We start from the raw sequence: 19,855 nt of genomic DNA on the forward strand, positions 1-19,855 counted from the left end.
AACAGCTACACCGAATTCCCCCTTACCCACCTCCAGGTCCTGACGCATGCGCCACCCCCCCCAACTCCGCATCCCCGCCACCTACATGCGCGGCGGCACCAGCAAGGGGGTGTTCTTCCGTCTGGAGGACCTGCCCGAGGACGCGCGCACCCCGGGGCCTGCACGCGATGCCCTGCTGATGCGGGTGATCGGCTCGCCCGACCCATACGGCAAGCACACCGACGGCATGGGCGGGGCGACGTCCAGCACCAGCAAGTGCGTGATCATCTCCCGCTCCCGCCAGCCGGGCCATGACGTGGACTACCTCTACGGCCAGGTCGCCATCGACAGCGCGTTCGTCGACTGGTCGGGCAACTGCGGCAACCTGTCTTCGGCGGTCGGCCCGTTCGCGATCGCCAACGGGCTGGTCGACGCCGCGCGTGTTCCCGCCGACGGCACCTGCACGGTGCGCATCTGGCAGGCGAACATCGGCAAGACCATCGTCGCCCACGTGCCGGTCAGCGGCGGCCAAGTGCAGGAAACCGGCGACTTCGAGCTCGACGGCGTGACCTTCCCCGCCGCCGAAGTCCGGCTGGAATTCCTAGACCCCGCCGACGAAGGCGAGGGCGGGGGCGCGATGTTCCCGACCGGTCGGGTGGTGGACACGCTCGCCGTTCCCGGCGTGGGCGACCTGCAGGTCACCATGATCAACGCCGGCATCCCCACGGTGTTCGTCGAGGCTGCCGCGCTGGGCCTGCAGGGCACCGAGCTGCAGCCGGCCATCAATGGCGACGCGGCGCTGCTGGCGCGGTTCGAGGCGATCCGCGCGCACGCCGCGGTGCGCATGGGCTTGCTGGACGATATCGCCGGGGCCGCCTCGCGCCAGCACACGCCCAAGGTCGCGTTCGTCTCGCCGCCGCAGGACTACACCGCCTCCAGTGGCAAGCCGGTCCGCGCCGCGGACGTCGACCTGCTGGTGCGCGCGATGTCGATGGGCAAGTTGCACCACGCGATGATGGGCACCTGCGCGGTCGCGATCGCCACCGCTGCGGCCGTGCCCGGCACGGTGGTGCAGCGGGTGTCGGCAGGAAGGGAGACCGGCGCGGTCCGCTTCGGTCACCCCTCGGGCACCCTGCGCGTCGGTGCCGAGGCGCGCCAGGTCGACGGCCAGTGGCAGGTCACCCGGGCGGTCATGAGCCGCAGCGCGCGGGTACTGATGGAAGGCCAGGTGCGGGTGTTGCCAGGCTGAGCCGGGCCGCCAGGCGGGCCACCACATGGTGTGCCCGCAAGCTCTGATTGGACGTCGCGTCGATTGACAGCGACGCCCGGAAGCGGAACAATTCGCGGTTCACGCGCGGCTATGTAGCTCAGCCGGTTAGAGCACAGCACTCATAATGCTGGGGTCGGTGGTTCGAGTCCACCCATAGCCACCACGCGAGCATCCATCGAGCCCCGCGCAGCCGCGGGGTTTTTTGTGGGCGGATGTCGGGTGTCGCAGCGCCCGTTACTGGCTCGACGATCGTCCTGCAGCCCGCGTCATCGAACGCAGGCCGCGCCCTGCTGCGTCGTTCGGGAGGCTTCGCCCTCGTCCCCGGCCAGGTGTGCGCAGTCCCCGTGCCTGGCCTTGCTCGCATACAGGGCGCGGTCGGCTGCCGCCAACAGGTCGCGGTACCGCCCCGGGGCGCTTGCGGCGACGCCGATGCTCACCGTGATGCCGGGTGTCCCGGCGCCGTGCATGGCCGCCGCGAAGCGCTCCCGGACCCGCGCGGCGACGTCCAGCAGCGCCGGCGCCTCGGCGTGCGTCACCACCATCGCGAACTCGTCGCCGCCCAGCCGCGCGGCGACATCGGCGCTGGTGGAAACCGCCCGGAGCGACGTGGCCAGCGCGACGAGCACGGCATCGCCCGCGGCGTGGCCCGCCGAGTCGTTGACGGCCTTGAACCTGTCCAGGTCGATGAGCAGGACACCCACGGTGTGTCCGCGGCGCGCAGACCGTGCCAGTTCCTCCTCCCATCTCGCGGTGAAGGCGCGGCGGTTCAACAGGCCGGTGAGCGCGTCGGTATTGGCCAGCACCTCCAGCTTCTGCGCCACCTTGTGGTGCTGGTCGGCCTGGCGCCGGGCGGTTTCCACCTCAAGCCGGGCCGCCTCCTCGCGCTCCAGCGCCGAGGCCAGGTGGATGCGCAGGTCCAGTTGCTCGCGCAGGCTGGCGGCGATCAGTTCCATCGACTCGACCTGGGCCTGGCTGAGTTCGACCGCACGCGCGCTGGCACCGCAGACGGTGCCGATGGTGACTTCGCCCACCTGGATCGGCACGGCGAAGAAGCTGTGCATTCCGAGCTTGCGCGCCGGCTCGGTATCGGGGACTTCCTGCACGACGTCGGCACTGTGCACGCGGCCGGCCAGGAACATCGACCGGCACAGCGACTGTCGCCATTCCACCCGTCCGCCTTCTTCCACATGGATCGAGCCGGTGTTGAGGCTGAGCACCACGTCCTGCTGCTGGCTGTCCCAGTCGATCGCGGTGATGAACGAGGTTTCCATGCCGGTCAGGTGCTGGATGAGTTTCAGCAGCGGACGGCCGGTGTCGGCGAGCAGGTCGTCGGAGCGTGGTTGCAAGACGGTCATCGTTCGGCTTCCGGTTCCAAACCTGGTGAAGGCCCCGGGCAGGGGGCGACCCGCCATGCCGCGACGGCTGGGACTGCAGCCGCTGCAAAGCCCGTGCCATGTGCCTTCGGACTGTACCGGAGGGGGCGGGCCAGAAGCCCTCGGAGTGTCCCCATGTCCGCGGGACGGTGTGTCCCGGTGCCTGCATGGGGCGTCAGGTGATGCGGTGCGACGGGTGCCAGGCCCGGGGCGCGGCGGCTTGTGGGCGTCCACGGGGCGTGGCAGAGTCGGGCACAGTGACGCAAGTCAAATGATCCAGGAGTCCGCATCGTGATCGATCCGGACGGTTACCGACCCAATGTCGGCATCGTGCTGATGCACCCTGACGGACGCCTGTTCTGGGCGCGCCGGGTGCACCGCGACGGGTGGCAGTTCCCGCAGGGCGGGATGAACACCGACGAGACCCCGGTGGAAGCGATGTACCGGGAGCTCCGCGAGGAAACCGGGCTGCTGCCCCAGCATGTCGAAGTGCTCGGCGCGACCCCGGGCTGGCTGCGCTACCGGCTGCCGCAGCGCGCCATCCGCCGCAACGACCGGCTGGTGTGCATCGGCCAGAAGCAGGTGTGGTTCCTGTTGCGCCTGACCGGCCAGGAGTCCGACCTGCGGCTGGACCTGACCGAAAAACCCGAGTTCGACCATTGGCGCTGGGTGGACTTCTGGTACCCCCTCGAGCACGTGGTGGTGTTCAAGCGCGGCGTCTATTCGCGGGCGCTGCGCCACCTGGCGCCGGCGGCGCGGCGGGTGGCCGGGCCGCAGGCGGTGCCGACCCCCTTACCGGAAGTCCGCCCGGCCGGCTCAGGCTGGAACCGGTCACGCGTCCGGTCCGGGGACAGGGACGGCGAGCGGCCCCGTACGCCCGCCACGCGCGCGCCGGACTGAACCCTCCCGGGGGCTCTCTCCCTGTTAATTGACAATCATTCGCATTGAGTGTGGAATGGCCCTGCAGCCGCCGAGGCTGCCTTCGAACGGGTCTTGCGCATGTACGTATGCATCTGCAATGGGGTCACCGAGCGTGACATCCGCCAGGCCGCCGAGGCCGGCTGCCGGAGCCTCCCGGAACTGACCATGCGCACCGGTGCCGGCGCCAACTGTGGCAGCTGCGTGGACATGGCCGCGTCGTTGCTGGACGAGGCTCGGGGCCTGCGCGAACTGCCCCTGCCGCTGCTCCAGCACGCCGCCTGATACGCCACCCGCGAGCACCCGGCGCCCTGCTACGGCCGTTGGCCGCCATTTGCATTCGATTCGCGTTCCGTCGCCAATTGCCTCCCCGCGTTAAAGTCCCGGCCCTCCCCGCATTCCGGAGCACGCCATGAAGGGCGACGCCAAGGTCATCGAATTCCTCAACAAGGCGCTCTACAACGAGCTGACCGCGATCAACCAGTACTTCCTGCACGCCAAGATGCTGAAGAACTGGGGCCTGAAGGATCTCGCCGACCACGAGTACCACGAGTCGATCGACGAGATGAAGCACGCCGACCAGCTGTCCGAGCGGATCCTGTTCCTCGACGGCCTGCCGAATTTCCAGGCGCTGGGCAAGCTGCGCATCGGCGAGAACCCGCGCGAGGTGCTCGATGCCGACCTGGCCCTTGAGCTCGAGGCGTTGCCGGTGCTGCGCGATGCGATCAAGCACTGCGAGAGCGTGAGCGACTTCGTCAGCCGCAAGCTGTTTGCCGACATCCTCGAGTCGGAGGAAGAGCACGTCGACTGGATCGAGACCCAGCTGGCGCTGATCGAGCGCATCGGCGAGCAGAACTACCTGGCCCAGCAGCTGGAAGGCTGAGCCCATCTGTAGGAGCGGCTTCAGCCGCGATTGCCTGCTGGATGCCGTGTCAGCGACGCCAGTTGCGACCTTGGGGACGAGGTCTTGCGGAGTTCGCGACTCACGTCGCTGCTGGGACGCAGCCTCTACGGCTGGATCTGATCGCGGCTGAAGCCGCTCCTATAGGCTGCTCGCGGGCTTCCGGCCCAGTCGCGAGAGCGCGCGCCACACCCACCAGACCAGCACGGCGATCAGCGCGCTGGTCAGCACCGCCAGGCCCAGCGCCAGCCACGGATAACTGAAAACCAGCGCCAGCGCGCCCACCACCGCCACGTCTTCGGCGGCCGACGCGGCCACGTTGCTGACCGGCTCGGGCGACGTGTTGACCAGCACGCGGCTGCCGGCCTTCAGCACGTGGCTGGCCAGTGCCGCACCGGCGCCCGTGGCCAGCATGCCGGCACCCAGCTCGCCATCGGGCGAGATCGACGCGGCGGCCAGGAACGCCCCGGCGGGCACTCGCAGCAACGTGTGCATCAGGTCCCAGCCCGAGTCGACGCCGGGGATCTTGTCGGCGAAGAATTCCACCGCGGCCAGTACGCCCGAAACCCCGACCACCCACCACGACTGGGCGGCCTGGAGCGCGGGTGGCAGGTCGAGCCAGCCCAGTGCGCCGGCCAGTCCCACCCCGAACACGGTCAGGTACACGCGCATGCCCGCCAACCAGGCGAGCACGACGCCAACTGCGAACAGGTGCGCATCAGACATGGCGGCTTCCGGCTAGACTCGGGCCCGAGTATATGGGGAGCCGGCCGATTCCAGAGCCGGCAGCACGACGGCAGTGGGGATATGAGCAAACCGACCAGGGCGCCGCCAACGCGCTTCGTCATCGTGCCGGACCGTCCGGCGCCGTCGCGCCTGCGCCGCTGGATGTGGCCGCTGGCGTGGCTGGGTTCGATCGGGGCCGCGTGTGCGGGCACGGTGCAGCTGACCGTGGCGAACCTGCCGGCGCTCGTGGCCGAGATGGATGCGAACGCACGCGAGTTGCAGCAGGCCCGCGATGCCAACCGGCACCTGCGGCAGCGCGAAGCGGTGTTGGAAAGGTCGGACCAGATCAGCCGCGTGGCCAACCAGGAAATGCAGGGCGCCCTGGCCGAGCGCGACGACCAGATCGCCGCCTTGCGCGCCGACGTGGCGTTCTATGAGCGGCTGGTGGGCGCGACCGAGCCGCGCAAGGGGCTGGCCGTGCATTCGGCGGCGTTTTCGCGCGAGCCCGGGGGCAGCTGGCGCTACCGCATCGTCCTGACCCAGACCCGGGACCGCAACGCGGTCAGCCATGGCCAATTGAAGTTCGCCCTGGAAGGCGTACAGGGCGGGCAGCTCGCGCGGGTGGGCTGGGACCGCCTGCACCAGGCCGAATCGGCCCCCGCGCAGGGCTATTCGTTCCGCTACTTCCAGCAATTGCGCGGCAGCGTGATGCTGCCCGAGGGCTTCACCCCGCAGCGGGTGCGCGTGTACCTGCGCGGCGACGGCGCCGCGCACGAGCAGACCCTGCCCTGGGGCGCGGCCGGTTGAGGCCACCACCATCCATTCCATCGAAGGACCCGGCATGTTCAAGCACAAGGCACTCCCCGAAGACGTCACCGTCGACACGCTCATCGGCAAGCAGACGGTCTTCCATGGCGACCTGCATTTCCGCGGCGGGCTGTACGTCGAAGGCCGGGTGGTCGGCCGACTGATCGCCGAAGACGGTTCCGACGCGCGACTGACCCTGGCCGAAGGCGGCCACATCGAAGGCGAGATCCGCGCGCCGGTGGTGGTGATCAATGGCCGACTCGACGGCGACGTGCATGCCGCCACGCGGGTGGAACTGGCGCCCAAGGCGCGGGTGGTGGGCAATGTCCATTACCAGGTGGTGGAGATGTCCGCCGGTGCCGTCCTGACCGGTCGCCTGATCCACGCCGATACGGTCGCGTCCGGGGACGTCGAGGCGGCAGCCGGCACTGAACCGCACGCCCTCCACCGCGCCGCCTGAACACCGGTAGCGGGTTGACGCGGCGGCGGCCGCCTCCTATATCGAATGGGATGACCGACCGCGACGAACCCGGCCCCGCCGACGGCCCCGCCGAGGGGCACACCGATCCACCCGCTGCTGCCCATCCCCTCGAAGGCCCCCCGCCCACCAGCGGCGGCCGCACGGTGCTGGTGGTGGTGTTCCTGATGGCGCTGGCGTTCGGACTGTGGGGCGCATGGCGGGTGCTGGTCCCGGGATCGGGGGATGTCCACGCACGACTGGCAGCGAGCGAGCGCGAGCGCGGCAGCCTGCGCGAACAACTCGACCAGGCCCAGCAGCAGGTCGCCACGCTGGGTCGATCGGACCAGATCAGCCGGGATGCGAACCGCGACCTGCAGGGCACCCTGGCCGAGCGCGACGAGGAGATCGCCGGCCTGCGCGCCGACGTCGCGTTCTACGAGCGCCTAGTCGGGGCCACCTCGCAGCGACGCGGCCTGACCGTCCATGCGATCCGCATGCAGCCGCAGAACGGCACCGCCTGGCACTTCGCCTCCACGCTGACCCAGAACCTCAACCGCGGCGGCATCAGCACCGGCCGGGTGACGATCTCGATCGAGGGCACGCGCAACGGCCGCCTGCAGACACTGGACTGGAGCGAACTGCGCCAGCAGGAAGGTGCCCCGGGTGTCGAATACTCCTTCAAGTACTTCCAGCAGGTGGAGGGCGACGTGTTCCTGCCGGCCGACTTCACGCCGGTAAGGGTCACCGTGCGGCTGGTGCCGCGGACGGGTGCGGCCCAGGAGGAATCCTTCACCTGGGCGGAGGCTGCGCCGGAAGGCGACCGCATGCAGGACGGCAACCCGGGGCGGGGCGCGGGCGCGGCTTGAACGGGCGGCCCTTGGCCCCCATCCTGAGCGGATGGAGACCACCCCGCTGCCGACCCTCACGCCCGACTACCAGTCGATCGATGCCCCCCTGTCCTTCACCTCCGCGGCCGCCTCCAAGGTCCGGCAGCTGATCCAGGAGGAGGGCAACGACGCGCTCAAGCTGCGCGTGTTCATCCAGGGCGGCGGCTGCTCGGGGTTCCAGTACGGCTTCGAATTCGACGAGGCCCAGGGCGAGGACGACCTGGCGGTGCACACCGACGGGGTCACCCTGCTGGTCGACCCGCTGAGCCTGCAGTACCTGATGGGCGCGGAAGTCGACTACAGCGAAAGCCTGCACGGCGCGCAGTTCGTCATCCGCAACCCGAACGCGAAGACCACCTGCGGCTGCGGGTCGTCGTTCTCGGCGTGAAGCACGCACCGTGACGCCAGCAGGCGGCCCGTTCGCCTTCATCCCCGGCTGTGGTCCCGACGCCGCACCCGCCAGTGCGCTGGACCGTGCCGACCATCTGCGCGACGACGACGACGCCCTGGCCGCGCTCTGGGAACGCGGCCGCGTGTTGCTGCTCGATGGTGACGGCGCCCTGGGCGATGACGACGGCCAGCCGCTGGAATTGACCGGTCGCGACGTCACCGAGGGGCCTGGCGGCGTGGGCGCGGCGGTGTTGCTGGGCCTTGATGCGGAGGGTCGGGGCTGGTTCGCGTTGGACGCGGCGCTGTCGGCGGTGGCCGCGCCCCGCACCGTCGACCTGCGCACCGCGGCGGCCACCTGGCCGGCGCGCGACGCCGCCGCCTTTGCCCAGGCGCGCGCGCTGCAGGGTTGGCGCCGCCGCCACCGCTTCTGCGGCACCTGCGGGGGCGAGGTCGCCATGCGGCGTGCCGGCTGGCTCGGACGCTGCCAGGCCTGTGGCCTGGACCACTACCCGCGCACCGACCCGGCGGTGATCGTGGCCGTCAGCGACGGTGCCCGCCTGCTGCTGGGTCGCCAGTCCAGCTGGCCGGCCCGGCGCTATTCGGTGATCGCCGGCTTCGTCGAACCCGGCGAGTCGCTGGAGCAGGCCGTCGCGCGCGAGGTGCTGGAGGAAACCGGATTGCACGTGCGCCGCTGCCGTTACCTGGCATCGCAGCCGTGGCCGTTCCCCGGCGCGCTGATGCTGGGCTTCTCGGCTGAAGCCGAGCCGGCGGAACCGCAGGTGGGCATCGAGCTGGAGGACGCGCGCTGGTTCGACGCCGCGCAGATCCGTGCCGCGGCCGCACGCGAGCACGCCGCGGGCAGCGGGGATGACGCCGACGATGCTGACGACGGGCCGCTGCTGTCCTCGCCGATCTCGATCGCGCGCTGGCTGATCGAGCAGTGGCTGGCGGGGGTCGAGCGCGACGTGCCCGGCCTGGACCAGGGCGGCAGCCCGACTTCGAACGGTCCCGGCGAAGCCGGAACCTCGCGCTAGAATCCGACGGCCCGCCCCCGCACAGGAATCCGTAATGGCCGTGACCCTGATTGCCACCGTCGTCGCGCTCGTGCTGGGCCACCTGGCCCCGTCGCTGGCGGCCTCGGTGCGCCAGTACGGCTGGTTCGGTGACTGGCTGGGCGGGCTGGACGCGCGTTTCGGCGACGGGAGTTTCTGGCGCGGTCGCTGGGGCATCGCATTGGCGCTGGCACCGCCACTGCTGCTGGTGGCGCTGTTCCAGCTGGCGCTCGACGGGCCGCTGTTCGGTCTGGTCGGGCTGCTGTTCGGGATCCTCGTGCTGTTCTATGCATGGGGCCCGCGCGATCTGGATGTCGATGTCGAGGCGATCGCAGCGGCCGACGATGCCCAGGGGCGCCAGGCGGCCGCGGCCCGGCTGTGGCCCGATGGCGCGACGCCGTCGCTGCAGGGCCCCTCACTGGTGGAGGCGGTTTTCCGCAACGCCCTGCGCCGCTGGTTCGGGGTGCTGTTCTGGTTCCTGCTGCTCGGCCCGTTCGGCGCCCTGGCCTACCGGTTGGCGGTGTTGTCGGTGGAGGGCGCCGCCGCGCGCGCGTTGCCGGGTGAAACCGCCGCCGGTGCGCGCACCCTGCTGGCGGTGCTGGAATGGCCGGTCGCCCAGCTGATGGCGCTGTCGACCGCGCTGGTCGGCAACTTCGATACCGCCCTGGGCGCGTGGCGTGACGCCGGCGGCGCGGCGCTGTCGCTGGACACCGGCTTCCTTGGCGCGGTGGCACGGGCCAGCGTGCGCAGCGAGCTGGCCGAGGAAGTGGCCGACTATGCCGACGAATCGGGGCTGGCCATGCCGCCGGCGGTCGTCGTGCTGGGCGAGCTGCCGGAACTGCGCGATGCGATGAGCCTGGTCTGGCGCAGCCTGCTGGTGTGGCTGGCAGTGCTGGCGCTGTTCGTGATCGCCGGCTTCGTGAGCTGACCGCGCCGCGTCAGGCGGCGTCTCCACGCAGCGCCCGCACCTGCGTCTCCAGCGACGCCGCGCTCGCCATCGCCCCGTCCACCGGCGGCGCGGCGACCACCTCGACCGGTGCGCGGAACCGGCGTGGTACCCGCATCCGGTCCAGCATCGCCGAGGCACGGTTGGCGCGGCGGCTCCACATGCTGGACCACATGTTGCGCAGGGCCATCGGCACCACCGGGACGGCGCGACGCGCCAGGATGCGTTCGACCCCGCCCTTGAACGGGGCGATGCGACCGTCCTTCGTCAGCGCGCCCTCCGGGAAGATGCAGACCAGTTCGCCTTCGGCCAGGGTCGCGTCGATCTCGTCGAACGCGCGCTGCATCAGTGCCGGGTCCTCGCGGGCGCCGGCGATCGGGATGGCGCGGGCGGTACGGAAGATCCAACGCATCACGGGGGTGTTGAATATCCGGTAGTACATGACGAAGCGCACCGGCCGCGGGATGCTGGCGGCCAGGATCAGCGCATCCATGTAGCTGACGTGGTTGCACACGATGAGCGCGGCGCCCTCGTCGGGCACGTGCGCCTCCACGCCGCGCACGCGCAGGCGGTACAGCGCGCGCACCAGCAGCCAGCTGAGGAAGCGCATCGCAAACTCGGGCACCACGGTGAAGATCCACAGCGCGACCAGGATGCTGGCCACGCCCAGTGCCAGCAGCAGGGTGGGGATCGACCAGCCCAGCAGTTGCTGCAGCAGCACCCCGCCGACCGCGGCCAGCACGATGAACACCGCGTTCTGGATGTTCATGCCGGCGATGACGCGCGAGAGCTCCGCCGTCGGCGTGCGCGACTGGATCAACGCGAACAGGGGCACCACGAAGAAGCCCGAGAACAGGCCGATGCCGGCCAGGTCCGCCACCACCCGCCACGCGCCCGGCTGCGCCATGAAGCCGGCGACATCCAGTCCGCTGGCCGCCACCGGCGGGGCGAAGGCCAGGTGCAGGATGCACGCGCTCATGCCGGCCGCGCCCATCGGCACCAGGCCGATCTCCACGGTGCGCGCCGACAGCTTCTCGCACAGCAGCGAGCCCACGCCCACGCCGACCGAGAACACCGCCAGCGCGAACACGTACAGCGTGGCCGTGCCGCCCAGGTGCGTCTCGGCGTACACCGGCAGGTTGCCGGTCAGCACGGTACCGGTGAACCAGAACCAGCTCACCCCCAGCACGGCGTTGCGCACAGCGGGCTGCTTGCGGGTCAGGCGCCAGACCTTGATCGACTCGGTCAGCGGGTTCCAGTTGACCTGCAGTCCCGGTGCGGCCGCGGGCACCGGCGGCACGAAGCGGCTGGCGATATTGCCCGCCACCGCCAGCGCGATCACCGAGCCGCCCGCCACCAGCGGGCCGTGCTCGCCCGCCATCGCGAAGATCAGCCCGCCGAACAGCATGCCCAGCAGGATCGAGATCGACGTGCCCATCTCCACCAGGCCGTTGCCGCCGGTCAGTTCTTCCGGGCGCAGGACCGATGGCAGGATCGAATACTTCACCGGCCCGAACAGCGCGCTCTGCAGGCCAGTCGCGAACAGCGCGACCAGCAGCACGCGCATGTCCTGCAACCAGAAGCCGACCGCCGCCACCGACATGATGGCGATCTCCATCACCGTGACGATGCGGATCAGCCGCGCCTTCTCCAGCTTCTCGGCGATCTGCCCCGCGGTGGCCGAGAACAGGAAGTACGGCAGGATGAACACCGCCGGCGCCAACTGCGTGTAGATGCCGCGCGTGGACCCGTCCATGGTCCCGGCCAGCACCATCACCCCCAGCAGGCCGATGATCGCCTGCCGGAACACGTTGTCGTTGAACGCGCCCAGCAGCTGGACGATGAAGTAGGGCGCGAAGCGCCGCTCGCGCAAGAGGCCGAACTGGCTGCGCGGCGGTGGCCGGGTATCGTCGAATCTGCCGTCCGCCATGCGCGCCCTCCCCGAGACGCGGCGAGCCTAGCAGGTCGCAACTGCATCGGGCAGCGGCACGCACGTGGGCGGAAGCGTGACAGCATCGATCGTCGGACGCGCCGGCGATGTTGGCCAGCACCATACCGCTGGCGGCATTGCGAGAGACGGATGCCCAGGCCATTGCGAAGCGACGTGGGGGTGATCGATCCGCGCCCGCGGCGTCATACTTTCCCGCTGCGGCGGCGAACCGCACGCCACCATTGATCACAGGGGAAGTCGCATGAAACTCTCGATGCACGCGCTGGCCGCGTCGCTGCTGCTGGCCGTGGCCGCGCCGGTCATTGCCCAGGGCCCGCCACCGCACCTGCCCGCCGAGGTGCTGGCCGAGACCGCCGACCCGGACCGGGTGGCGTACCTGGCCCGCAACGTCGTGGCCGACGGTCCCATCGCCGGTGGCTTCGAGTTCCGGTTCGAGGATGCGTTCTACGACAGCCCGCTGTTCCTGCTGGGCGAGAGCCACGGCGCTGCGGCACCGCAGGTGTTCGACCTGGCGCTGCTCACCCATCTGAATGCGCGCATCGGCCTGGTCGACTACCTGGCCGAGGTCGATCCGGTGCAGGCGCTGTGGCTCAACCGCTACCTGCTCGAAGGCGACGAGGCGTTGCTCGATCGCGTGTTCGACCTGTGGAACGGCGGCAGCCAGTGGGCCAGCACCGACTACGAGGACAAGGTCCGCGCGATCCGCGCCTTGAACCTGACCCTGGCGGACGACCGCCGGATCCGCATCCATGGCATCGACGCGATCCAGGACTGGCCGTTGCTTGCCCAGTGGCTGCACGCCGGGGGCGCGACGCTCGACATGGATGCATACGAAGCCGCAGGCATCGCCGCCCGCGCGCGCCTGGCGGCCGACGCCCTGGCGGCGATGCCCGGCGCAGACGAACATGCCGGGCTGCTCGCCGCGCTTGAGCGCCAGGCGGCGGGCACCGATCGCGAGACGGTGATCTTCGAGAACTACGCCGACCTGGTGCGCGGCACGGCGCTGGGGGCCAGGCCCGCCTACGGGCTGTGGGGCATCGCCCATGTCTTCCAGGGGCCGGTGAATGGCCAGGCCCGGTTCGCCGGCATGGTGCGTGCCTCCGACCTGCCCGGCGCGGCAAGCGTGCGCAGCATCGCGTTGTACGGGCTCGACAGTGCCTACCAGTTCCCGGTGCCGATGCCCACGGGCGTGGCCCGCGTGCGGTTCACCGACGGCAACGTCGATGGGCCGGTGGTCAAGCTGGCCGGCTCGGCCACCCTGCGCGCCGCATCCACGGCGGGACACCTGACGGTATTCCGCGTCGGCGCGGACGGCTCGCCGTTCCGGCACGGCCAGGACTTCGTCGCTCTGCGCTCATCGATGGACCCGGGCATCGTTCCCGACGCTGCAGTGGCCACCACCGATTACCTGCAGTACGTCGGCGTCTACCAGGGGTCCGACTGGGCCGCGCCGCGCGAGGGCTCGGGGCAGGTCATCGCCCCCTGACGTTCGCCGTTGCGGGGTAGCGCCCGGCCACGCGCGGGCCGGTGCCGCTCGCCGGTGGGAAATGATTGACCACCGCCTGCGCGCAGTTCCGCTCGCCACACCGTTGGCGGGGTCGAACCGGGGGGCGTGGCCATGGCGCGATGGCGCATGCACCACGCCCTCGCCGTGGAACGCGTGAGCGCGATGCGGCGCGAATCGCCTTGCCGAGCAGGCGTCACCCGGGCCGATCCATCACGCCGACCACCCACGACTCTGCTTACCCTCGCGCCGTCTCCCCGAGGAAGCCCCCCATGGCCGACGAAACCCCCAAGACCCCGCTGGACCACGTCAACGACCTGGCCACGCAGCTCAAGGAAATGCGCCACTACTCCAAGAACAACGTGGAGCTGCTGACGGCGCAGTGGCTGAAGTTCGACGAGGGAAAGCTCAAGAAGCTGGGCGAGTCCAAGACCATCGAAGACCTGATGACCCGCCAGGGCGAGTTCTACGACGCGCTGGAAGCGGCCATCGCCGAACTGGATGACCTCGCGGAGGAACTGCAGCCCCCGCCCGCGGAGTGAGCCCGTGGAGTGACCCCGTGGCATGAGCCTGTGGCATGAGCCCGTGGCATGAGCCCGCAGGCGGGCCGCCTCAGCGCGCCGAAGGCCGGCGGGCCACGGGAACGGGCACGGGACCACCGGGCTTGTCTTCGCAGCCCGGATCGAAGGGGTGCAGGTAGGAGAGGAACTGCTTCGTGCATGCCTCCCAGGAGAAGCGCTCGGCATGCCTGCGTGCCGCCGCGCGATCGAGGGTGAGTGCGCGCAGTGCGGCGGTGCGCAGGTCCTCGTCGAGCGCGCCGGCGGGCGAGTCGCCGATCACGTCCACCGGGCCGGTGACCGGGTAGGCGGCGACCGGGCAGCCGCACGCCAGCGCCTCCAGCAGCACCAGCCCGAAGGTGTCCGTGCGGCTGGGGAACACGAAGACATCGGCGGCGTTGTACAGCGTCGCCAACTCGGCCTGCCCCAGCACCCCGGTGAAGCGGATCTCGGGGAACTGGGCCTTCAGCTTGGCGAGCGCCGGGCCTTCGCCGGCGACCCACTTGCTGCCGGGCAGGTCGAGCCGCAGGAAGGCTTCGATGTTCTTCTCCACTGCGACGCGGCCGACGCACAGGAAGATCGGCTTCTCCAGGTCGTGGGGCATTTCCGGGCCGGGCTTGAACACGTCCAGGTCCACGCCGCGGGACCACAGAACAACCCTGGACGGGCTGAAACCATTGGCGAGCAGGTCACGCCGCACGACCTGCGTCGGCACCATGACCGCCTCCGCGCGGCCATGGAACCAGCGCAGGAAGCGGTAGGTCACCGCCAGCGGCAAGCCGGTGCGCGCCTGCACGTACTCGGGAAAGCGCGTGTGGTACGCGGTGGTGTAGGCCAGCCCATGGCGCAGCGCATACGCCCGCGCGGCGATCCCGAGCGGCCCCTCGGTGGCGATATGGATCGCCTGCGGCGCGAACTCGCGGATGCGGCGGCGCACCTGGCGTCCCGGCAACAGGGACAGCCGGATGTCCGGGTAGGTCGGGCACGGCACCGAGCGGAATCCCGTTGGCGTGAGCAGCCCGACCTCGTGGCCCATGCGCTCAAGCTCGCGCCGCGTGGAGCGGAGGGTGCGCACCACGCCGTTGACCTGCGGCTCCCAGGCATCGGTGACGATCAGGATCCTCATGGCGACACCGCCTCCCGTGGCCCAACCGCCTCAACCGCCTCAACCGCCTCAACCGCCTCAACCGTCTCAACCGCAAGCGGCCCCGGCGCCGGCTGCCAGGGCCGGATGCCGTTCCATTCGACGATGCGCAGCTGCCCTGCGTGGTCCTCGACCAGCGCGGTCAGGCTTTCGACCCAATCCCCGTCGTTGCAATAGAGCATGCCCTCGACCATGCGAATCTCCGCCTTGTGGATATGCCCGCAGACGACGCCGTCGTAACCGCGACCGCGCGCCTCCCTGGCCAGTGCCAGCTCGAAATCGGTGATGAAGGCCACCGCGCCCTTGGCCTTGTGCTTGAGGTAGTGCGACAGGGACCAGTAGCCGAACCCCAGGCGCGCGCGGGCACGGTTGAACCAGTGGTTCACGGCCAGGATCAGCGTGTACAGCTGGTCCCCCAGCAACGCCAGCCACCTGGCCCGCTGCACCACGCCATCGAACAGGTCGCCGTGGGTGACCAGCAGGCGCCTGCCATCGGCCGTGCGGTGCACGGCCTCGTGCACGACCTCTATCCCGCCAAACGCATGGTCGACGTAGGCGCGCGCGAACTCGTCGTGGTTGCCCGGCACGTACACCACGCGCGTGCCCTTGCGGGCCTTGCGCAGCAGTTTCTGGATGACGTCGTTATGTGCCTGCTGCCAGTGCCAGCCCTTGCGCAGCCGCCATCCGTCGATGATGTCGCCGACCAGGTAGAGGGTGTCGGAGTCGTTCCACTTCAGGAAATCCAGCAGGAACTCCGCCTTGCAGCCGGGCGTGCCCAGGTGGATGTCGGAGATCCAGATGGTCCTGTGCCGCAGCGACGGCGGATCCTCGGCACCGTCGAAAGGGAGCGGCGGTGCGGCCAGCGCGGCAAGCAGCGGACTCGGCGATGCCTTCATGCCGGGCAAGCAGAACAGCCCGATATGACAGGACCATGATGGTCCCGTGCCAGGAGGCGCGCGGTGCTAGGTGCTTGGCTCGCGCTCGATCGCCCGCCAGCCGATGTCATGGCGGTGGAACTCGCCGCGCCAGGAGATGCCGGACACTTCCGCGTACGCGCGCCGTTGTGCCTCGGCCACGTCCCTGCCCAGCGCGGTCACGCACAGCACGCGGCCGCCGGCCGTGACGGCGTGTTCGCCCTCGAGCTTCGTGCCGGCATGGAACACCTTGGTGCCGTCCACGTCCGGCGCGTCGATGGCGTTGATCACGTCACCGGTGCGGGGCGGGCCCGGGTAACCCTCGGCCGCCATCACCACGCCCAGGGCGCAGCGCTCGTCCCAGTCGGCGCGTGCCGAGTCCAGCGCGCCGTCGATGGCGGCCTCGACGAGTTCGAGCAGGTCCGAGCGCAGGCGCAGCATCACCGGCTGGGTTTCCGGGTCGCCGAAGCGAACGTTGAACTCGATCACCTTCGGTGCGCCCGCTTCATCGATCATCAGCCCCGCGTACAGGAAGCCGGTGAACGGGATGCCGTCGGCGGCCATGCCGCGCACGGTGGGCTCGACCACCTCGCGCATCACCCGCGCATGCACCTCGGGCGTCACCACCGGTGCCGGCGAGTAGGCCCCCATGCCGCCGGTGTTGGGGCCGGTGTCGCCATCGCCCACCCGCTTGTGGTCCTGGCTGGTGGCCATCGGCAATGCGGTGCGCCCGTCGACCATGGAGATGAAGCTGGCCTCCTCGCCGTCCAGAAATTCCTCGATCACCACACGCGCGCCGGCCGCGCCGAACGCATTGCCGGCCAGCATGTCGGTGATCGCGGCTTCGGCCTCGGCCAGCGTCATCGCGACGATCACGCCCTTGCCGGCGGCCAGGCCGTCAGCCTTGATGACGATAGGCGCGCCGATGCTGCGCACGTAGGCGAGGGCGTCGTCGACCTCGGTATGCACTGCGTAGTGCGCGGTCGGGATGCCATGGCGGGCGAGGAAGTCCTTGGCGAACGCCTTGCTGCCTTCAAGCTGCGCGGCGGCGGCGGTCGGCCCGAAGATGCGCAGGCCCTCGCGGCGGAAACGGTCGACCACGCCGGCCACCAGCGGCGCTTCCGGCCCGACCACCGTTACCGCGACGTCCTCGCCCCGCACCAGCTCGACCAGCGCGTCGATGTCGGTGGCCTGCACGTCGACGTTGCGGCACCCGGCCTCCGTTGCGGTACCGGCATTGCCGGGGGCCACCAGCACCTCGGTCACGCGGTCGGACTGGGCGAGCTTCCAGGCCAGCGCGTGCTCGCGCCCGCCGGAACCGATGACGAGGATCTTCATTGCGTGTCCTTGTGGAGATATTTGTAGGAGCGACGTAAGTCGCGATGGGAGTCGATGGCCGGCGAAAAGCTTCGCGACTTAGGTCGCTCCTACGGAAGCGGGATTTTACGGGAGTCGGACACGCGCGACCCGCTGTTAGCATCGCGGCCATTGGTTTTACGACGGGGAATGCCATGGAAGCCGTGCTGAACGCGATCGAGGCGCTGCTGGCGCCGGTGATCGGACTGATCAATCTGGTGCTGTGGAACTACGTGCTGGTGTACGGGCTGATCGCGGTGGGCCTGTATTTCACGGTGCGGCTGGGGTTCCTGCAGGTGCGGCGCTTCCCGCACATGCTGCACGTGATCGGCCGCGGCACGGCGGGCGACACGGCGGGCATCTCGCCATTCCAGGCGTTGTGCACCTCGCTGGCCTCGCGCGTGGGCACCGGCAACCTGGCCGGCGTGGCCCTGGCGCTGTCGCTGGGCGGCCCGGGCGCGCTGTTCTGGATGTGGTGCACGGCGGCGCTGGGCATGGCCACGGCCTACGCCGAGAGCACGCTGGCGCAGCTGTACAAGGTGCGAGACGAGAAAGGCCAGTACCGCGGCGGACCGGGCTACTACATGGCGCGCGGACTGAAGGCGCCGTGGCTGGGGGTGGCGTTCTCGGTGTGCCTGGTGTTCTCGTACGGGCTGGTCTTCAGCAGCGTCCACGCCAACGCCATCGCGCTGTCGATGGAAACCGCCTTCGGGTTCACCGATACGCAGGTGGCCACGGCGCTGGTGCTGATGACCGCGGCGATCATCTTCGGCGGGCTGCGCTCGGTCGCCCGGGTCGCCGAGTGGGTGGTGCCGGTGATGGCGGTGGGCTACCTCGGTCTGGCGCTGTGGGTGGTACTGGGCAACCTGGCCGAAGTGCCGGCGGCGCTGGCGCTGGTGCTGCGCAGCGCGTTCGGGCTGGAGCCGGCGGTGGGGGGCGTGCTGGGCGGCCTGGCCGCGGCCATGCTCAACGGCGTCAAGCGCGGGCTGTATTCCAACGAGGCCGGCATGGGCAGCGCGCCCAACGTCGCCGCTGCCGCCACGCCGGTGCCGCACCACCCGGCCAGCCAGGGCCTGGTGCAGTCGCTGGGCGTGTTCATCGACACCCTGCTGATCTGCACCGCCACCGCGCTGGTGATCCTGCTGTCGGGCGTGCTGGCCGACGGCAATACCGACGGCGTGGTGATCACCCAGCGGGCGATGACGGTGTTCTTCGGCGACTGGGGCACCTACTTCGTGGCGATCGCGCTGTTCTTCTTCGCCTTCACCACCATCCTGGGCAACTACTCCTATGCCGAGAGCGGGCTGCTGTACCTGGGCGGGGGGCGCAAGGGCCTGTTCGCGTTGCGCATCGCGGCGCTGGGGGTGATCACCTGGGGCGTGCATGCGCAGGTGCCGCTGGTGTGGAACGCGGCGGACGCGGCGATGGCGATGATGGCCACGCTCAACCTGGTGGCGTTACTGGGCCTTTCGGGGGTGGTGGTGAAACTGACCCGCGACTACGAGGGCCAGCTGCGCGAGGGTCGCTCACCCGTTTTCCGCGCAGCCGACCATCCGGAGCTGGGCGACGGGGTGGACCACGCGATCTGGCGCGACCCGCCGCCCGGGGTCAGCCCGCCGGGTGGCGTGCCCGCCACGCCCGCGCCGTCACCACCACCAGGGTGATCACCGTCAACGGCACCACGAAGGCCATCATCGTCGCGCTGAAGGCGGGCAGGGCGTCGTGGTCGGCCGCGTCCAGCAACAGGTAGGCCAGGTAGGCCAGGTAGTAGCCCAGGAACAGCCCGCCTTCCCAGCGCTGGATGCAGTGGCCGGTGAAGAAGATCGGCATGCAGGCCACGGCCACGGCGGTCATCACCGGCAGGTCGAAGCGCACCGCCGCCGCGCCCACCGGTACTCCGTCCGGGGCGATCGCGGCGGTGGCGCCCAGCACGAACAGCAGGTTGAACACGTTGCTGCCGACGATGTTGCCCACCGCCATGTCGCGCTCGCCGCGGATCACCGCCAGCACGCTGGTGGCGATCTCCGGCAGCGAGGTGCCGATGGCGACCACGGTCAGGCCGATCACCAGCTCGCTGATGCCCAGGCTGGCCGCGATGCTCACCGCACCGCCCACCAGCCAGCGCGAGCCCAGCACCAGCAATCCCAGCCCGGCCAGCAGCAGCAACGCGTGGCGCCAGGCCGGGGCGTTCGCAGCGCCCGCGGCGACATCCGCCAGGTCATTCGCATCTGCGACGCCGGCAGCGGCCGCATCCTCGCCGCCGTCGCCGCGGCGTGCCAACCAGAGCAGGCCGATCACGTAGGCCGCCCCCAGCACGATGAGCGCGATGCCTTCGCCACGGACGAGTGCGCCGTCCAGCGACATCACCAGCACGCCGACCGAGACCGCCACCATCACCGGTACGTCCAGCCAGATCAGCTGGCGACGCACGACCAGTGGCGATACCAGCGCGCAGATGCCGAGGATCAGCAACACGTTGGCGATGTTGCTGCCCACGACGTTGCCCAGCGCGATGTCGGACTCGCCGCGCACCGCCGCGTCGATGCCGATGGCCAGCTCCGGCGCGCTGGTGCCGAAGGCCACCACCGTCAAACCGATCACCAGCGGCGACAGCCCCCAGCGCAACGCAAGCCGCGAGGCGCCGCTGACCAGAAGCTCGGCGCCGCCCAGCAGCAGCGCCAGGCCGGCGACGAGTTTCAGCAGGACGACCGGTTCCATAG

At 70.2% G+C, this 19,855-nt stretch carries 19 protein-coding genes, 1 tRNA gene and 1 pseudogene; 14 read left to right on the top strand and 7 right to left on the bottom strand.

The window, feature by feature from the left end:
- Positions 1-46: 46 nt before the first annotated feature.
- Together prpF and ACJQWL_RS09840 are read left to right on the top strand one after the other, a co-directional pair.
- Complete coding sequence (gene prpF, locus ACJQWL_RS09835) at positions 47-1,228, top strand: 2-methylaconitate cis-trans isomerase PrpF (RefSeq protein ID WP_330968268.1); 1,182 nt, start codon at positions 47-49, stop codon at positions 1,226-1,228.
- A 107-nt stretch (positions 1,229-1,335) separates the two neighbouring features.
- Positions 1,336-1,412: transfer RNA gene (locus tag ACJQWL_RS09840), tRNA-Met, on the top strand.
- A 103-nt stretch (positions 1,413-1,515) separates the two neighbouring features.
- Here the strand turns inward: ACJQWL_RS09840 and ACJQWL_RS09845 are convergent.
- The gene (locus ACJQWL_RS09845; protein WP_330968269.1) at positions 1,516-2,604 is read right to left on the bottom strand and encodes a sensor domain-containing diguanylate cyclase; all 1,089 of its coding nucleotides are present in this window, start codon (positions 2,602-2,604) and stop codon (positions 1,516-1,518) included.
- Between the two features lie 309 nt (positions 2,605-2,913).
- On the opposite strand from ACJQWL_RS09845, the gene ACJQWL_RS09850 reads away from it, so the two are divergent.
- From ACJQWL_RS09850 to bfr, 3 genes are all read left to right on the top strand, one after another.
- Positions 2,914-3,522, top strand: coding sequence for an RNA pyrophosphohydrolase (locus ACJQWL_RS09850; RefSeq protein WP_411300874.1), 609 nt, complete (start codon positions 2,914-2,916; stop codon positions 3,520-3,522).
- Between the two features lie 99 nt (positions 3,523-3,621).
- Positions 3,622-3,825, top strand: a complete 204-nt coding sequence (locus ACJQWL_RS09855) for a (2Fe-2S)-binding protein (protein WP_330968270.1) — start codon at positions 3,622-3,624, stop codon at positions 3,823-3,825.
- A gap of 127 nt (positions 3,826-3,952) precedes the next feature.
- Positions 3,953-4,423, top strand: coding sequence for a bacterioferritin (bfr, locus tag ACJQWL_RS09860; RefSeq protein ID WP_330968271.1), 471 nt, complete (start codon positions 3,953-3,955; stop codon positions 4,421-4,423).
- Positions 4,424-4,582: 159 nt separating this feature from the next.
- On the opposite strand, the gene ACJQWL_RS09865 is transcribed toward bfr, so the two are convergent.
- Positions 4,583-5,167: a DUF4126 domain-containing protein gene (locus ACJQWL_RS09865; RefSeq protein ID WP_330968272.1), complete on the bottom strand. Its 585-nt coding sequence runs from the start codon at positions 5,165-5,167 to the stop codon at positions 4,583-4,585.
- 81 nt (positions 5,168-5,248) lie between these two features.
- Here ACJQWL_RS09865 and ACJQWL_RS09870 point away from each other — a divergent pair, with 81 nt between their 5' ends.
- The 6 genes and pseudogenes from ACJQWL_RS09870 (at position 5,249) to ampE (ending at position 9,691) form a co-directional block, all read left to right on the top strand.
- Positions 5,249-5,974, top strand: coding sequence for a DUF6776 family protein (locus ACJQWL_RS09870; protein WP_330968273.1), 726 nt, complete (start codon positions 5,249-5,251; stop codon positions 5,972-5,974).
- A gap of 34 nt (positions 5,975-6,008) precedes the next feature.
- Positions 6,009-6,434: a bactofilin family protein gene (locus ACJQWL_RS09875; RefSeq protein ID WP_411300875.1), complete on the top strand. Its 426-nt coding sequence runs from the start codon at positions 6,009-6,011 to the stop codon at positions 6,432-6,434.
- A 50-nt stretch (positions 6,435-6,484) separates the two neighbouring features.
- A complete protein-coding gene (locus ACJQWL_RS09880) occupies positions 6,485-7,300 on the top strand; it encodes a DUF6776 family protein (protein WP_330968274.1) in 816 nt (271 codons plus the stop codon).
- A gap of 31 nt (positions 7,301-7,331) precedes the next feature.
- Complete coding sequence (gene erpA / locus ACJQWL_RS09885) at positions 7,332-7,709, top strand: iron-sulfur cluster insertion protein ErpA (RefSeq protein ID WP_330968275.1); 378 nt, start codon at positions 7,332-7,334, stop codon at positions 7,707-7,709.
- 40 nt (positions 7,710-7,749) lie between these two features.
- Positions 7,750-8,655, top strand: a pseudogene (nudC, locus tag ACJQWL_RS09890) (NAD(+) diphosphatase); the annotation flags it as partial.
- A 124-nt stretch (positions 8,656-8,779) separates the two neighbouring features.
- Positions 8,780-9,691, top strand: coding sequence for a regulatory signaling modulator protein AmpE (ampE, locus tag ACJQWL_RS09895; protein ID WP_330968276.1), 912 nt, complete (start codon positions 8,780-8,782; stop codon positions 9,689-9,691).
- Positions 9,692-9,701: 10 nt separating this feature from the next.
- Here the strand turns inward: ampE and ACJQWL_RS09900 are convergent, their stop codons facing one another.
- Complete coding sequence (locus tag ACJQWL_RS09900) at positions 9,702-11,639, bottom strand: MFS transporter (protein WP_330968277.1); 1,938 nt, start codon at positions 11,637-11,639, stop codon at positions 9,702-9,704.
- Positions 11,640-11,901: 262 nt separating this feature from the next.
- Here ACJQWL_RS09900 and ACJQWL_RS09905 point away from each other — a divergent pair, with 262 nt between their 5' ends.
- Both ACJQWL_RS09905 and ACJQWL_RS09910 read left to right on the top strand, forming a co-directional pair.
- A complete protein-coding gene (locus ACJQWL_RS09905) occupies positions 11,902-13,146 on the top strand; it encodes a TraB/GumN family protein (protein ID WP_330968278.1) in 1,245 nt (414 codons plus the stop codon).
- A gap of 290 nt (positions 13,147-13,436) precedes the next feature.
- On the top strand, positions 13,437-13,706 hold the full coding sequence (locus ACJQWL_RS09910) for a hypothetical protein (RefSeq protein WP_330968279.1): 270 nt from the start codon (positions 13,437-13,439) through the stop codon (positions 13,704-13,706).
- Between the two features lie 70 nt (positions 13,707-13,776).
- Here ACJQWL_RS09910 and ACJQWL_RS09915 read toward each other — a convergent pair whose 3' ends face one another.
- The 3 genes from ACJQWL_RS09915 to purD form a co-directional block, all read right to left on the bottom strand.
- The gene (locus tag ACJQWL_RS09915; protein WP_330968280.1) at positions 13,777-14,847 is read right to left on the bottom strand and encodes a glycosyltransferase family 4 protein; all 1,071 of its coding nucleotides are present in this window, start codon (positions 14,845-14,847) and stop codon (positions 13,777-13,779) included.
- Positions 14,844-15,761 (bottom strand): UDP-2,3-diacylglucosamine diphosphatase, encoded by a 918-nt coding sequence (locus tag ACJQWL_RS09920; RefSeq protein WP_330968281.1) that lies wholly within the window; start codon positions 15,759-15,761, stop codon positions 14,844-14,846. The genes ACJQWL_RS09915 and ACJQWL_RS09920 overlap by 4 nt, the downstream gene beginning before the upstream one ends.
- 66 nt (positions 15,762-15,827) lie before the next feature.
- Positions 15,828-17,117, bottom strand: a complete 1,290-nt coding sequence (gene purD / locus ACJQWL_RS09925) for a phosphoribosylamine--glycine ligase (protein WP_330968282.1) — start codon at positions 17,115-17,117, stop codon at positions 15,828-15,830.
- 173 nt (positions 17,118-17,290) lie between these two features.
- Between purD and ACJQWL_RS09930 the strand changes: the two genes are divergently transcribed.
- A complete protein-coding gene (locus ACJQWL_RS09930) occupies positions 17,291-18,799 on the top strand; it encodes an alanine/glycine:cation symporter family protein (RefSeq protein ID WP_330968283.1) in 1,509 nt (502 codons plus the stop codon).
- Here the strand turns inward: ACJQWL_RS09930 and ACJQWL_RS09935 are convergent.
- Positions 18,744-19,853 (bottom strand): calcium/sodium antiporter, encoded by a 1,110-nt coding sequence (locus ACJQWL_RS09935; RefSeq protein ID WP_330968284.1) that lies wholly within the window; start codon positions 19,851-19,853, stop codon positions 18,744-18,746. The two genes, ACJQWL_RS09930 and ACJQWL_RS09935, sit on opposite strands and share 56 nt — an antisense overlap.
- Between the last annotated feature and the right edge of the window lie 2 nt (positions 19,854-19,855).

It is taken from the genome of Novilysobacter viscosus, from assembly GCF_046600715.1.
GTDB lineage: Bacteria > Pseudomonadota > Gammaproteobacteria > Xanthomonadales > Xanthomonadaceae > Lysobacter_C > Lysobacter_C viscosus.